The organism is Streptomyces sp. 1222.5, from assembly GCF_900105245.1.
Taxonomy (GTDB): Bacteria; Actinomycetota; Actinomycetes; order Streptomycetales; family Streptomycetaceae; genus Streptomyces; species Streptomyces albidocamelliae.
Map to the genome: position 1 here is coordinate 162,380 of NZ_FNSZ01000002.1, position 14,973 is coordinate 177,352.

Here is a 14,973-nt window from a genome sequence, read left to right on the forward strand (position 1 = left end):
TGTCAGTAGTCGGCCCCGACGGCCCGTGCGGTGTCGTCGCCGAGGTCCGCGAGGGCGGTCAGCACCATGGGCGGGTGCTCGGCCAGGCGGTGCAGCAGGTGCAGCCACCAGTTCTCGCCGTAGGTGGCGTAGATCCGGCAGGCGTGACCGGCCTCCCGGTAGCTGCGCAGCAGGTGGGGCTGGACGCCGTGCAGCATCTCGATCTCGGCCACCCGGTCCAGCAGCCCGCTGTGCTTCGCCGCGGCGAGCACGGCCGGATCCTGGGTGGCCAGACTCAGCCGCACCCCGCGGCCGACGAGCTCCTCGGCGAAGCGCAGATAGCGCTCGTCGAGAGCCGGGCCACGGCGCACCGCGACCTCGGCAGCCTCCTGGAAGGCCCCCTTGACCAGGCGCACCTTCCGCCCGGGTGCCGCCACCGCGGCCAGATCCTGCTCGGTGCGGTGCAGGTGGGCCTGCAGCGTGATCCCGATGTTGTCGTACCGCTCGGCGAGCTCCCGGTAGACACCGAGGACGGTGTCGACAGTGGGCGAGCGCTCCATGCTGAGGACCACCGTGCAGCCCCGGTCGGCGGCGGCCTCCACAATGCGCGCGGTGTTGCGCAGGGCGAGGTCCCGGGATACCGCGAGGCCCACGTTGGACAGGTCGAAGCCGAGCTGTTCCGGCACCGGTTCGTGCCCGAGCAGCGCCAGGTACTCCTGGACGACCTGCTCGATCTGCCCGGGGTCGGAGTTCTCCTCTCCGACGAACTCGACCGTGATCAGATAGCCCTTGGCGCGCAGGGTCGCGAGATGGTCGAGGAACTCCTCCCGCCCGGCGGCGAGTACGTAGCGGTGGGCGGCCGGCGAGAGCAGGTTCTGCAGCAGGGATCCCGGCGCGGTGAAGGCCTCGCGGCACCGGTCGTCCGCGGCCAGGGAGCGCAGGCCCCGGGCGGCGGCTTCGGTCAGCGCACGGGACGAGGTCTGGGAGGTCATGACGCCACCTTCGTGTGTCGTTCGGAGTCGAGTGCGAGGGAGGGCGCGGACACCGGTGAAGTGGCCGCGAGCAGCATCAGCTGGGCGAACGTGCGGTCGCTCGCCGCCGGGTCGCCACCGTCCTTGCGCCACTGCCGGTACTTGGCGGCGTAGCTCAGCACGGTCTCCTTGTCCCGCCGGGAGCGAGTGCGGGTGAACGCTCCGGCCCACAGGCCGTCCCAGGCGGCGTAGCCGGGGTCGCGCAGCAGGACGCGGTGGGCACGGCCGAGATTCCAGTACGGGATGCCGGTGTTGAGATGGTGGACCAGGTGGTAGCGGTCGTTGTGCCGGCTGATCAGGAAGCGTTCCAGGAAGCGTCCGTGGCGGTTGCGGGTGAGCAGGACCTGCTGGTGCTCGGTCTCCGGCATCGGGTAGTGCTCGGACAGCTCGGCGAGCCAGCCGATGGCCACGTTGGTGGTGAAGAGCGGGACGAACCAGAACAGCAGCAGTTCCGGCAGCACCCCGAACCCGACGCAGACGCCGGTGATCAGAACCCACTGGACGAGGAGTACGGCACGTTCGACGCGCAGCGGCATCGCGACGGACACGGTGATCCGGGAACTGTCGCAGAACACCCGCTCCCGGGCGATGTAGCCGAGGTAGGCGAAGGTACGAAGGCCCAGCACGGACAGGACGACTTCCCTCAGGAAGAAGTGCCGGTCGGTGCGGCGGGTGTCGTACAGGCCGCACTCGATGTGGAACTGGTAGTCCGGGTCGGCGTCGGCGTCACCGAGGTTGCGGTGGTGATTGCCGACGTGGGAGCTGCGGTAGGGGCCGTGCAGGTGCCACACCAGGTAGCCCGACAGCACAGAACCCCCGATCAGATTCACGGTCTTGTTGCGGGCCAGCACCTTGTGGCTGGACTCGTGCAGGAAGTGCGCGAGGAAGCGCTGCACGGAACCGATGACGACCAGGGCCAACGGGTAGAACCAGTACGAGACGCCGACGCAGAGCGCCACCGATCCGGCGACCAGCGCGTATTCGAATAGCACCCCGAGCAGCCAGTGATGGTTGTCGAGGCGGCAGAGTTCCCTGAGGTCCTTCCTCACCGCTGGAGCAAGGCGGTCGAAGTTCAACTGTTCTATTTCAGACATACCAGTCCTTCGATCGTGGTGCGTGGGTGTCGCTGAATGCGCGTCAGAGCGCGGGCGTGAAGCCCAGGGCCCGCCCGTACAGCTCCAGTTCGGCGTGGAGGGAGTCGACGACGGCCCTCGCGCGCCGGAAACCGTGTCCTTCGCCTTCGAAGGTGAGATAGCGGTGCCGCGGACCCGAGTCGCCGAGCAGGGCGAGCAGCCGCTCGGCCTGGGCGGGAGGGCAGACGGTGTCCGCGAGCCCCTGCAGCAGCACGAACGGCGCCCGGATCCGCGCTGCCGCCGCCACCGGGGACCGCTCCTCGTACCGGCCCTTCGCCTGCGGCCAAGGGCCGATCAGGCCGTCCAGGTAGCGCGACTCGAAGTCGTGGGTGCCCCGGGTGCGCCAGCCGACCGGATCGAGGACGGGGTAGTAGATGCCCGCGGCCCGGTACAGCCCGGGTTCGGCGCCGAGCGAGGCCGCGGCCGTCCAGCCGCCCGCGCTGCCGCCGCGGATCGCGACACGGTCTGCCGAGGCGAGCCCGTCGGCGATCAGGCCGCGCGCGGCCGTCGCGCAGTCGCGCACGTCGGTCAGGCCCCAGCTCTCGCGCAGCCGTTCCCGGTAGGCCCGGCCGTAGCCGGTCGACCCGCCGTACTGCACGTCGAGCACGCCGATCCCTCGGCTGGTGAAGTAGCTGATCTCCTGGTTGAGCACCAGATGACTGCGGCTGGTCGGGCCGCCGTGCGCGAACACGATCCAGGGCGGCAGCTCGCCGTTCGGGCCGGTGAACCCGGGATGGTGCGGGGGATGGACATGGGCGTGCACCTCCTCACCGTCCGGCCCCCGGTAGGTGCGCCGGTACGACCTGCTCGCCCAGGCGTCGTACGAGGTGTCCGCAGGCGGCCGCAGCACCGTGACACGGCCCTCCGCCGGATCCGCCAGCACCACGGTGCGACGCATCAGGGGTCCGGCGCAGACCGCGGCGATCCGGCGGCCGTCCGTCGCCGGGAAGAACCATTCGGTGGCCTCGCCCGGCAGGTCCGTCAGCCGGCCGTCCCGGGTGAGGACGCCGAGCCGGCGCTCGCCGACCCCGTGCAGCACGGCGAGGGTGCCGTCCCGCAGCGGCAGCAGCCAGCGCAGGCCGATCCGCCACAGTGCCTCACCGAACTCCTCGGCGGCGGGGTACAGGTTCCGGCTGCCGCCCGCCGGGAGGATCTCGTGGACGTTCCACCAGCCGTCCGGGTCGGTGACCGCGTACAGGGCCCCCGAACCGTCGGCGGCCCACTCGACCTGGGTGACCGCCTCCCGTCCGGATCCGCCCGCGGCCACCGTCGGTCGCGTCACGGTGCCGTCCGCGCGGACGCGGGCCAGCATCACCTCGGTGGTGTCCCAGGGCATCGCGGGATGGTCCCAGCCCAGCCACACCACCCGGTCCCCGCCGGGTTCGATCCGCGGCCCGGTCATGAAGTGATGGGTGGCCGCCAGCTCCCTGACCCGCGCGGGATCGTCGGCGGCGCTGCCGTCCAGGGGCAGCGCCACCAGATGACGGACCGCGTCCGTCGCGTCCTCGTCGGCTGCTCTCTCCCGCAGACACCAGACCTCGTCGCCGCGCACCGCGAAGTCCGCGTAGCGCAGTTCGCACGGCCAGGCCCCGGCAGGGCTGAGCGGGACCGGGGCGCGGCCAGGCCGGTAGCGATAGACGCGCTGGTCGGCCGCGTGGACGAAGACGATGCCGTCCTCGGCGCGGTCGGACAGGGCCTGCCAGGGACGGCCACCGTACTCGATCACCCGGGTACGGACGTCCCAGCGGCCCGGCAGGGCCTCCACAGGTCCCTCGGGTGTGTGCCGTACCAGCGCGCTGCGCCCGTTCTCCTCCGGACGTGCCTCGGTCCACCACACCTCGTCGCCGACGAAGCCCACCCATTCCACCAGGGCTTCGCCCCGGGCGACGTCGGCGGCCTCGATGGGCGAAGGCCAGCTGCCGTACGGGGCGGTGCGCCGCTGCGCCGTCACGGCCGGCTTCCTTCCCGCTCACCGGCCGGTCCGGCCTGCTCGTCCCGGTAGCGGATGCGCGGAATGCCCGGGGCACTGCTGTCCAAGCGGTAGGTCCCCACGGCCGGGTCGCCGGCGACCCAGAAGTGTCCGTCCAGATCGGTCCAGTCGCACAGCCCCGCGAGCTGCGCCGCGTAGGCGATGGCCCGCGGCGGTTCGAGGAAGCAGCCGAGCATCCTGACCCCGCCCAGCTCGGCCGCGCCGGTGAGAGCGGCCAGTGCCGGCAGCAGTCCGCCGAAACGCATGAGCTTGACGTTGACCCCGCCCGCGGTGCGGACCGCCCGCTCCGCCAGGCGCAGGGAGTCGATCCCCTCGTCGAGGACGAGTCTGGTGCCGGGCAGGGCGGCGCGGATCTCGGCGACGAGCTCCGGCTCCCGGGCCGGGTCTTCCAGGACGGCCGGTGCGAGTGCGGCGACCAGTGGGCGCAGGCGCTGCCAGCCGGCCCGGTCCCAACCGCCGTTGACGTCCAGGATCAGCGGCCCGCGCGCCCCGGTGAGGGCGCGCAGGATCTGCTCGTCGTCCGGCCCGCCCAGCTTGATCTTCAGGGGGCGGCCGTCGGCAGGTATCTCCGCACCGATCGGCACCGTGTGCAGCAGTTCGATCCGGCCGGGTTCGGGCAGGGAGAGCAGCTGCCACACCGGCAGCTCCGCGGTGCGAGCCGCACGGTCGAGGAAGGCCATCTCCACGAGCATGCGGGCGGGGGCGCCGGTGCCGTCGGCGGCGGCCCGTTCCAGCCGCCCGGCGAGCCACGCCACCGCGTCCGGGCCGGCCGGGGGAGTCTGCGCCGCCAGGGTGCGGGCGAGCCGTTCGGCTTCTGCCGCGATGGCGGGGCCGTCCTGACCGTAGCCGAGATCGGCGGCGATCTCGCCCTCGCCCAGCACCCGGCCGTCGGGGTCCGTGAGCATCAGCCGGACGATGTCGACCGAGCGGATCGTCATGTGGGAGATCCGGAAGGACTGGCTCAGCGGCTGCGACCGCAAGGTCACGCGGACCTGCGCGTCCGGTTCCCGGCCGGTCGGCGCCGGCACGGGCTCGGTGACGAACCGTACGGAGCCGACCAGGTCGCGGGCGAGCGCCGCGGCTTCCTCGGGCGTGTCGGCCCCGACGACCACGGCCCCCACCCGGTCCGCACCGCTGCGGTAGGAACCGATGACCTCACCCGGGGAGACGAGGAGTTCGGCGTGCAGCACCGACGGGTGACCGCGCACCTCCTCCCATCCCTCGACCGAGACCAGCCGGCCGGGCGGCGGCGCGAAGTAGCGGGAGGCGGCGGCACGGACCGGTCCGGCGGGCAGCCGGGGTGCGCGGCCGAGGACATCGTCGTACACCAGCCCGTACAGCTCCAGTCCGGGCAGGGCGTGCGGCAGCATCCGGTGGATCCAGCCGCCGCCGATGCGGGCGTGCACCTCGCCGAGGACCACCCCGTCCGGGGTGAGCCAGAGCTCGACGTGGAACAGGCCGAGGCGCAGTCCCAGCGCGGTCAGCGCGGCGCAGACCTGCTCCTCGATCTCCTTGCGGCTGTCGTCTGCGAGGGGGGCCGGCAGGACGTGCCCGATCTCGACGAAGTACGGCGGCGCCAGCTTCTCCTTGGCGGTGACGGCCAGCACGTGCGGGGTGCCGTTCAGGAAGACGCCCTCCACGCTGTACTCGGTGCCGTCGACGAACTGCTCGACGAGGAAGGAGCGGTGCGGCTCGGGCAGCCCGGCCAGCGCGGCCGGCAGCTCATCGGCGTGGGTCACCTTGCGTACGCCCGCGCTGTCCGCGCCGTCGCGCGGCTTGACCACCCACGGTCCGCTGCTGCGGGCGAGGAAGGCACGCGCCTGCTGTTCGTCGGCGCAGACCGCGACGGCCGGCTGCCGGAAGCCGGCCGCGGTGAGCGCCGCCCGGCAGGCGTCCTTGCTGCGGACCCGGCGGACGGCGTCTGGCGGGTTTCCCGGCACCCCGAGGGCGGCGGCCGTCTCGGCGACGGCCTGCTGGGCCATCTCCCGCACCCCGAACACGAGGTCGAACGGCGTGTCCCGAGCGGTCTGCCGGGCCCACTCGGCGGTGCCTGCCGCGTCCGTGAAGTCGACGGCGGACACGGCGTCGGCCCGCTGCCCGACCGCCCGGGTGGCGTCCAGGGTGTCGTTCCGGTTGACGACATGGGTGCGCAGGCCGCGGGCGCGTGCCTGGTCCAGGGCCTCGAGGGCGACGTCGATGCTGAGTGTCATCCCCCCGGCTCCGCCGACCAGGAGCAGGCTCGGCTGCCGTTCTCCCCGCGGCGCCGCCGCGGTCGGTGCGGCTGCCTCGGCGGCCCTCCCGGCCGCGGTGGTCTCAGTGGTCACGGTCGGCCTCCGGATTTCCCCGCAGCCGGTACACGCGGTCCTTCAGCTCCTGGATCCGGGCGTAGTCCCGCTCCAGCGCCTCGGGCGACTCGTTGGCCGTGTGCACGACCAGGGTGGCGGTGTACAGGTCGACGGTCGGGCGGATGCGGCTGCCCGGAGCGAGCTTGGGGGTCAGCAGGCGCACGGACTCCAGGGCCTCGATCTCCGCGATCACCTGCTCGTCCAGGCTGTCGACGACCCCGTTGAGTTCGGTCGCGGTGAAGACCAGGCTGGCCTCGCGCAGTTTCCGGTAGGTGCGCGAGGCGTACCGGTCCACGAACTCCTCGGGCCTGCTGTAGGCGAGAGCCGTGAGGTCGGCCTGGTTGGCGCCGAGGCACAGGTCGTGGAAGTCGGGGACCACGCCTCCGGTGAGCCGGGCGCCGATCTCGACCAGGGTGGGGCCCTGGGGTGTGACGATGACCTCGGCGTGCGTGGGGCCGAAGCGGAGGCCGAGCGCGTCGAGCACCTCGTGCATGTACGCGATGATCTCGGGCGCCGGGCTGCTGTCCGGCGGGGTGATGGAGTCCCGGTCGTAGATGCGGTGGGTGCCGCGCAGCCGCTTGCGGTACTGCCAGATGCCGCACGCGTGGCGCCGGCCGTCGTAGGAGACGAAGTCGACCATGTATTCCTCGCCCTGGAGGAACGACTGGATCAGCACCTCGTCGTTGGTCTCGCCGAAGATGTTCCGGGTGCCCAGCACCGCCTCGGCGGCCTTGCGGACGTCCCCGGGGCCGTGGCAGATGGCGACCCCGTCGGTTGCGGCCGAGGACAGCGGTTTGACCACGACCGGATACGTGCAGCGGCTCTCGGCCCACTCGACCAGGGCTTCAGCACTGTCGCTCTTGAACTGGTCCGCGCAGCGCACCCCGGCGCGGCGGAGCGTTTCGATCATCTCGAACTTGTCCCGGCGGGCCCGGGACAGCGCCGTGCCGTTGCCCGGAAGGGCGAGCCGCTCGGACAGGTCGTCGGCGAGCTTGACACCGGGCTCCTGGCCGGCCACCACGCACAGCGGGTCGTACTGCTCCAGTCGCGCGGCCGTCTCCTCCGGCGTTCCGTAGGGGAGGACGGCGCGGTAGGCCGTCAGATCCGGCGGCCGCATGGAGGTCATCAGTTGGGGCGTGCTCTGGACGTGAACCACGTCCACACCACATCTGGCAAACGCGGGTGGCAAGTGATTGCCAGTGGTGTACGCGTCCACCAAAACCGCGACTGGGCGGCTATTTTGCAGGCTAGTCATGACTCCACCTCGGGCGTATGAGGGGTGGTCGGCGACCGCACGGACGGCGCGCCTTTCCAACACGAGGCATGACATTGCCACAGCAGATTGAATTTTGGCAACAAGTTGTCGATTTGGTGGATGATCAGGCAACATTGCCGGGGCGGTCCGGAAAAGCAGAAACGGCCTCCGGCAGTGCCGGAGGCCGTTCGGTGGGGGACCGGGGTCAGGTCAAGCGCTCTGCCCGGACGGCTTGTTGCGCACCTGGACCAATGTCTCGGCCGCGATGCGCCAGATGTCGGCCGCCAGATCGATGTTGGAGGTCTCGTGGGCCTGCTGTGCCAGCCGGTGCATCCCGCGCAGGCCCTCCTCCTCGTTCCCCTCGGCGATGCGCAGCCGGTTGTCGAGCACGTCCACCTGCACGCGGTCCCGGTGGGTCAGGCGCAGGGAGGTGCGGTCGAGTTGGCCGAGCAGCGCGCGGGCGTCCATGTACCGGCCCTCATGGAACGCCAGATTCGCCTTGAGGAACGTCAACTCCTGTTCCAGCATGGGTGATCTGGCGAACGGCAGACCGGCTTCGATGGCCTCGATGCAGCGCTGGGCGGCGTCCGGGTCGGCCGGGGTGTTCAGCAGGTGCAGCCGCGCCGAGGCGACCCGCAGCCGCAGCCACAGGACGAGGTTCTCGCTGCTCTGGAACTCCTCGAGGGCGCGGCCGAGCAAGGCTTGTGCCGCCGCCAGGTCGCCTTGCCGCACCCGCACGGCCGCGACCGTCCAGACCGCCTCGGCCCACAGTGTGTCGGAGCGTCCCTCGACCAGGGTCAGCAGTTCCTCACCGTGGGCGCAGGCGTCCGGCAGCCGGCCCCCTTCCGTCTCCACGGAGATCAGGGCCAGCAGGTTGAGGGCCAGGTCGGAGGTGCTGAGTTCGTTGTCCCTGGCCAGCAGGTGCGCTCGCGTGGCCATGTCGGTCGCCCGGGCGATCTCGCCGGAGGACCTGAGGCAGCGGGCGAGTTGGGTCATCGCCCTGACCCGGAGTGCGGGCACGCCCGTGGCCTCGCCGAGTTCGACGAGTTCCTCCAGGTGCGCCAGCTCATGGGCGTGCTCGCCGCTACGGCGCTTGCGCTGGGCCAGCAGCCACAGGGTCTGCCAGCGCAGCAGCACGTTGCTGCCGTCGTCCGCGGCCAGTGCCGACTCCAGCGCCTCCGTGTTCTCGTCCGACTCGGCGGAGACGGCGACGGTGAAGGCGTGGGCGAGCGATGCGACTCGCTGTTCCTCGAACTCGGCTGCTCCCACTCCGAGTTGTTTCATCAGGTACTCGGTGGCGCGCGCCGTGGGTCTTCTCGCGCCTGACTCCAGGCGTGAGAGATAGCCGGTGGACATGTCGTCCCCGGCGAGGACGGCTTGGGACAGGCCCCGCTCGATCCTCAACTGCTTCAGGCGGCGCCCGAAGTATGGCTGCTCCAGCATGAATCGCCCCAGATGTCTTGCGAGACCAAGCGGATCGGGACTCCGGCCGTGCCTTGTGGGCTCACCAGCCTTTCCACGTCTTTCCTTACGGAATGCTAGCCCCGCCACCTCGCCTTGGCAAATGGAACACTCCATTCACGCCAAGTGATCTCACGGATACGGTAGTTAGTTGCCAGAAGAGCTTGGCAAGTATTGCCAATCAGGGGTCGCTCCACTAGCCTCCACCTGCGGCAAGTGTTCCCCGCCCCAAGCGCGGGAGACCTTACCGGAGCATTTCACCGAGCCAAGCCATGCAGGCCCCACCCAGGGAGCCCCACCTTGCCCGCTTCGCCCCCCGCCTCCCGCAGCGGTGTTCCCGGCACCGGTCTTGCCCGAGTTTCCGCCCCGCGCGTGAACGTTCTGGCCATGGCAATCGCCGGCGCGGTCACTGTTGCCAACATCTACTTCCCGCAGCCCCTGCTGGAAGCCATCGCGCACGGTCTCGGTGTATCCGAGAACAGCGCGGGGCTGATCGCCTCCGCCGCGCAGATCGGCTACGCGATCGGCATCCTGCTCATCGTGCCGCTCACCGACACCGCCCGGCTCCGCCGGCTGGTGTTCGTGCTGCTGGCCGTGACCTGCGCCGGCCTGCTCGTCGCGGCGATGGCGCCGAACCTGGCCACCCTCACCGTCGCGACCCTGGCCGTCTCCACGGCCACCGTGCTGCCGCAGATCATCACCCCGACGGCCGCCGCGCTCGCCGGCCCGGACCGCAGCGGACATGTCGTCGGGCTCGTCGGTCTCGGCCTCACCCTGGGCTCCACACTCTCGCGCACGGTCTCCGGGGCGGTGTCGGACGCCACCGGCAACTGGCGCGCGGCGTACCTGCTCGCGGCGGTGCTGACCGGCGCGCTCCTGCTGTTCCTGCCGCGCTGCATGCCTGAGCGGCTGCACCGGGAGGGCGCCACCCCGCTGCCGTACGCCAAACTCCTGGGCAGTCTTCCCGGCCTGCTCGCCGCCCACCGGGAAGTGCGGCTGTCCGCCTTCCTCGGGGCGACCGTCTTCGCCGCCTTCAGCACCTTCTGGGCGGTGCTCTCCTTCCACTTGGCCGAACCGCCATTCCGTCAGGGGCCCGCCTTCGCCGGCCTGTTCAGCCTCTACACGCTGCCCGCCGCACTGCTGTCCGCGTACGCCGGGCGACTCAACGACCGGCACGGACCGACCACGGTCAACATCTGTGCGCTGGGCTGCATCGGAGTGTCGTTCGCACTGTTCGGACTCCTCGGCGACTCGATGGCCGCGCTGGTGGTCGGCAGCAACCTGCTGACCCTGGGCACCAGTGCCAGCCAAGTCGCCAACCAGGCAAGGCTGTTCGTGCTGGGCGGCGACACCGCCGCGCGACTGAACACGATCTTCATGCTGTCGTCCTTCGCCGGCGGTGCCGTCGGCTCCCTGTCCGCCGCCGCCATCTATGACACCCACGGCTGGACCGGCATGGTGCTCGTGGGGACCGCCTTCCTCGTGCTGACCGCCGGTGCGCTCGGCCAGGGCCTGCTGGGGCGAACCAGGGCCGGCAGCCGCTCCGCTTGATCCCATCCGCTTGATCTCATCCGCGCGGACACCACCGTCCGCGCCTCGTCCGTCAGGGCACCGAACCGCCACGCCGGCCTGCGAGCCGGTCATCCGGGGCGCCCGAACCAGCACTTCGTTGGGGGAAATATGAGGACATCCGTCACCGACCGACGCGCGCCCGCGTCGCCGCAACCACCGGCGGCCGCGCCGCACGACGCCGACCAGCCGGGCACCGGGGGGTCCGCGACATGACACGCGACCGCTCCCTGGACATCGCCGTCACCGGCATGGCCGCCCGGTTCCCCGGCGCGGACGACATCGACCAGTGGTGGTCGGCGCTTCAGGCTGGCCGGGTGCTGACCACCCGTCTGGACAGATCCGAGCTTCTCGCCGCCGGGGTGGCACCCGACCTGGCCGACGACCCCGCCTACGTTCCGGTCCGCGGCCTGCTGCCCGACGCCGACCGCTTCGAGCACGAGCTGTTCCGGATCGCCCCGCGCGACGCGGAGCTGATGGACCCGCAGGCGCGCCTCATGCTCGAGACCGCCTGGGCGGCCCTGGAGGACGCCGGCGTCGGCCCGCTGGATGCCCGGACCACCACCGGTGTCTACGCCTCGGCCAGCGGTAGCGCCTACCTGCGCCGCATGCTCGGCGGCGGGGGACTCACCCCCGAGGCCCTCGAACAGGCACTGCGCGGCACCGAACCGGACTACCTGGCCACCCGGATCGCCTACAAGCTCGGACTGACCGGACCGGCCTTGACCGTGCAGACGGCCTGCTCGTCCTCCCTCGTCGCCGTGCACATGGCCGTCCAGGCGCTGCTCAACGGCGACTGCGACCAGGCCGTGGTGGTGGCCGCGGGGGTCGACTTCCCACAGGCCGGACACCTGTACGTGCCGGGCGGCATCCTCTCGGCCTCCGGTGTCTGCCGGCCGTTCGACGCGGGGGCGGACGGCGCGCTCGCAGGTTCCGGTGTGGCGTGCGTGGTGCTGCGACCGCTGGCTGACGCCCTGGACGCCGGTGGCGCACGGCCGCACGGCGTCATCCTCGGCACGGCGATCAACAACGACGGCTCGGACAAGGCCGGGTACAACGCCCCGTCCGCACGCGGCCAGGAGGCCGTGATCCGTGCGGCCCTGCACAGCGCCGACATCGAGGCGTCCTCCCTGGGCTACCTCGAGGCGCACGCCACGGGGACGCGGGTCGGCGACCCGATCGAGTGGTCGGCCGCCACGGCCGCCCTGGCCGGACTGGGCGCCCGGCCCGGACAGGTGGCCGTCGGAGCGGTGAAGGCCAACATCGGTCATCTGGACGCCGCGGCCGGCCTGGCCTCGCTGATCAAGGCGCTGATGGTGGTGAAGGAGGCAGTGGTGCCGCCCGTCGCCGGATTCAGCGAGCTGAATCCACTGCTGGAGACCGAGGGGTCCCCACTGCGCGTGCCCACCGAAGCACGCCCGTGGGCCGGCCCGGGCCCCCGGCGCGCCGGGGTCAGCTCGTTCGGCATCGGCGGCACGAACGCCCATGTCGTCATCGAGCAGGCACCGGAGACCGTCGCCGTGCCCAGGGCCGAGGAGCGAGAGCGACTGGTGGTGCTGTCGGCGGCGACGCCCGCCGCCCTCGACCGGTCGGCCGCCCGGCTGTCGGCCCGCCTGTCCCAGGCCGACGCGGACCTGGCCGACGTGGCGCACACCCTGGCCGCCGGACGAACCCACCTGCCGTGGCGGCTGGCGGTGACCGGCCGCACGGGCGCCGAAGTCGCCGCACGGCTCGCGCAGAGCACGGACCTGGTGCGCGGCAGCCGGCCCGCCGGGGGAGGCGGCCCGGTGGTGTTCCTGCTGCCGGGACAGGGCGCGCAGTACCCGGGCATGGCCGTGCCGCTCGCCGCGTCCCTGCCCGGCTTCTCCCAGGCCCTCGAAACCTGCCTGGAGGCCTTCGAACCCGAGCAGGCGGCCACGCTGCGCCGCGCGGTGACGGACCCCGCCTTTCCTGCAGCGGAACTGGAGGCGACGGAACTCGCCCAGCCCGCGCTCTTCGCCGTCGAGTACGCGGCGGCCACGGCCCTGACCGGGCTCGGCCTCACTCCGGCCGCGCTCGTCGGGCACAGCCTCGGGGAGATCACCGCGGCCTGCCTCGCCGGGGTGCTCGATCTGCCCGACGCCGCCCGGCTGGTCAGCGCCCGCGGCCGGGCCATGCAGAGCTGCCCGCCCGGCGCGATGCTCGCCCTGAACTGCGGTGAGGACGAGGCCGGAAAGCTGATGGCGGAGTACGGCACCGCACTCGACCTCGCCGCGGTCAACGGCCCGGACGCCTGCGTCGTGGCGGGACCGGTCGACACCGTCGAGGCGTTCCGCTCCTGGCTCGGGGGCAGGATCACCACCCGGCGCCTCGCGACCGGACACGCCTTCCACTCCGCGCTGATCGAGCCCGCTGTGCCGCACCTGCTGGAAGCGCTCAGTGCCGTACGGCTCGCGCCCCCGAAGGTGCCGATCGCTGCGAACGTCACCGGCCGGCTCCTGCCCGCCGGGGCACGGATCGAGGCGGGCATGTTCGCCGAGCAGGCCCGGGGCACGGTCCGCTTCCAGGAGGCGCTCGCCTCGGTCGCCGAGGCCTACCCGGACGCCGTGGCCGTCGAGGTCGGCCCCGGGCGGGCCCTGGCCGCACTGGCGGAGTCCGCCGGGCTGAAGGCCGTCCCGCTGTCCGCCGCACGCGCCGCGGACATGCCCGCCGACGGACCGCTCACCGCCCTGGCCGAACTGTGGACGCTGGGCAGGCCGGTCGACCCGGCGGAACTGTCCACCGAGGGGCGTCTGCTGCACCTGCCCGGCCACCCCTTCGCCGGCCCCCGCCTGCTCGCACCGGAGGCTCTGCCCGCCACCCCGGCAGCGGCACCCTGCCCCCAGGCACCGGCGCGCACCGGGACACGACCGGACGGCTCCGATGCGGTGACCGGGAGTGTGCCGGTGGGTGCGCGGGAGGCTGTGGCGGCTGCGTGGGCTGTTCATCTGGGGCGTTCGGGTCTGGGTGAGGAGGCGGATTTCTTCGATCTGGGGGGTGATTCGCTGTCGGTCACGCGGGTGGCTGCGCAGGTGGGCCGGGAGTTGGGTGTTGATGTCCCGGTCCGGGACCTGCTGGCGGCGCGTACGTTCGGTGGGCACATCCGTGTCGTCGGGGACCTGCTGGCGGGGAGTGTGCCGGTGGGTGCGCGGGAGGCTGTGGCGGCTGCGTGGGCTGTTCATCTGGGGCGTTCGGGTCTGGATGAGGAGGCGGATTTCTTCGATCTGGGGGGTGATTCGCTGTCGGTCACGCGGGTGGCTGCGCAGGTGGGCCGGGAGTTGGGTGTTGATGTCCCGGTCCGGGACCTGCTGGCGGCGCGTACGTTCGGTGGGCACATCCGTGTCGTCGGGGACCTGCTGACCGGTGGGGCCGCGAACCAGGACGACGACTACCTCAGCGTCAACCGGGCGCTGTGGGACGAGCGGGTGCCCATCCACACCGCGAGCGCCTACTACGACGTCGAGGGCTTCAAGCGGGGCACAAACCCACTGCGCGGGTTCGAACTCGCCGAGATCGGCGACGTCACGGGCAAGCGCCTGGCCCATCTGCAGTGCCACATAGGGCTGGACACACTCGCCTGGGCCCGTCGCGGCGCGCAGGTGACCGGGCTCGACTTCTCCGCCCCCGCCATCGAGGAGGCCCGCGACCTCGCCGCGGAACTCGGGCTCCCCGCGCGTTTCGTCATCGGTGACGTCTACGAGTCCGCCCGCCTGCTCGGCGCCGGCTCCTACGACATCGTCTACACCGGAGTCGGCGCCCTGTGCTGGCTGCCCGACATGCGCCGGTGGGCCGAGACGGTCGCCTCCCTGCTCGTGCCGGGCGGCACGCTCTACCTCGCGGAGTTCCATCCCTTCGCGGACACCCTCGCCGAGGACGGCCGCACCGTCACCCGGGACTACTTCGACAGCGCACCGCAGCACAGCGAGATGCGCGGCACCTACGCCGACGCGCAGGCGGTGACCAGCAACACCCAGGCGGTCGCCTTCCAGCACGGCCTCGGCGAGGTGACCTCGGCACTCATCGCGGCGGGACTGCGGATCGACCTCCTCAACGAGCACGACAGCACCGTGTTCCAGAGGTTCCACTCCCTGGAGAAGCAGCCCGACGGCGCCTTCCGCGCGGCCGTCGGCCGGCCCCGGGTCCCGCTCATGTACTCGCTGCGGGCAACCCGCATCTGATCGGCAGGAGACGC

Annotated in this window: 8 protein-coding genes; 2 read left to right on the top strand and 6 right to left on the bottom strand. The window is 72.0% G+C overall.

Annotated features, from left to right (window positions below):
• Positions 1-2: 2 nt before the first annotated feature.
• From BLW57_RS40215 to BLW57_RS40240, 6 genes are all read right to left on the bottom strand, one after another.
• Positions 3-971 carry a proline dehydrogenase family protein gene (locus tag BLW57_RS40215; protein ID WP_093481262.1) on the bottom strand — a complete coding sequence of 323 codons (969 nt, stop codon included), beginning with the start codon at positions 969-971 and terminating at the stop codon, positions 3-5.
• Positions 968-2,104 (bottom strand): fatty acid desaturase family protein, encoded by a 1,137-nt coding sequence (locus BLW57_RS40220; protein ID WP_093481263.1) that lies wholly within the window; start codon positions 2,102-2,104, stop codon positions 968-970. The genes BLW57_RS40215 and BLW57_RS40220 overlap by 4 nt, the downstream gene beginning before the upstream one ends.
• A gap of 43 nt (positions 2,105-2,147) precedes the next feature.
• Positions 2,148-4,094, bottom strand: a complete 1,947-nt coding sequence (locus BLW57_RS40225; RefSeq protein ID WP_093481264.1) for a S9 family peptidase — start codon at positions 4,092-4,094, stop codon at positions 2,148-2,150.
• Positions 4,091-6,457 (bottom strand): ATP-grasp domain-containing protein, encoded by a 2,367-nt coding sequence (locus BLW57_RS40230; protein ID WP_093481265.1) that lies wholly within the window; start codon positions 6,455-6,457, stop codon positions 4,091-4,093. The genes BLW57_RS40225 and BLW57_RS40230 overlap by 4 nt, the downstream gene beginning before the upstream one ends.
• A complete protein-coding gene (locus tag BLW57_RS40235; protein WP_093481266.1) occupies positions 6,447-7,733 on the bottom strand; it encodes an ATP-grasp domain-containing protein in 1,287 nt (428 codons plus the stop codon). Before BLW57_RS40235 ends, BLW57_RS40230 begins: the two co-directional genes overlap by 11 nt.
• Positions 7,734-7,943: 210 nt before the next feature.
• On the bottom strand, positions 7,944-9,176 hold the full coding sequence (locus tag BLW57_RS40240) for a helix-turn-helix domain-containing protein (RefSeq protein WP_093481267.1): 1,233 nt from the start codon (positions 9,174-9,176) through the stop codon (positions 7,944-7,946).
• Positions 9,177-9,581: 405 nt separating this feature from the next.
• Between BLW57_RS40240 and BLW57_RS40245 the strand changes: the two genes are divergently transcribed.
• On the top strand, positions 9,582-10,745 hold the full coding sequence (locus tag BLW57_RS40245; RefSeq protein ID WP_093481268.1) for an MFS transporter: 1,164 nt from the start codon (positions 9,582-9,584) through the stop codon (positions 10,743-10,745).
• A 230-nt stretch (positions 10,746-10,975) separates the two neighbouring features.
• Positions 10,976-14,959 carry a type I polyketide synthase gene (locus tag BLW57_RS40250; RefSeq protein WP_256339901.1) on the top strand — a complete coding sequence of 1,328 codons (3,984 nt, stop codon included), beginning with the start codon at positions 10,976-10,978 and terminating at the stop codon, positions 14,957-14,959.
• Positions 14,960-14,973 lie beyond the last annotated feature (14 nt).

What these genes read in the sequence shown, in the direction of transcription:
- BLW57_RS40215 (WP_093481262.1), bottom strand. Translation starts at nt 971, where the DNA reads ATGACCTCCCAGACCTCGTCCCGTGCGCTGACCGAAGCCGCCGCCCGG.
- BLW57_RS40220 (WP_093481263.1), bottom strand. Translation starts at nt 2,104, where the DNA reads ATGTCTGAAATAGAACAGTTGAACTTCGACCGCCTTGCTCCAGCGGTG.
- BLW57_RS40235 (WP_093481266.1), bottom strand. Translation starts at nt 7,733, where the DNA reads ATGACTAGCCTGCAAAATAGCCGCCCAGTCGCGGTTTTGGTGGACGCG.
- BLW57_RS40240 (WP_093481267.1), bottom strand. Translation starts at nt 9,176, where the DNA reads ATGCTGGAGCAGCCATACTTCGGGCGCCGCCTGAAGCAGTTGAGGATC.
- BLW57_RS40245 (WP_093481268.1), top strand. Translation starts at nt 9,582, where the DNA reads ATGGCAATCGCCGGCGCGGTCACTGTTGCCAACATCTACTTCCCGCAG.
- BLW57_RS40250 (WP_256339901.1), top strand. Translation starts at nt 10,976, where the DNA reads ATGACACGCGACCGCTCCCTGGACATCGCCGTCACCGGCATGGCCGCC.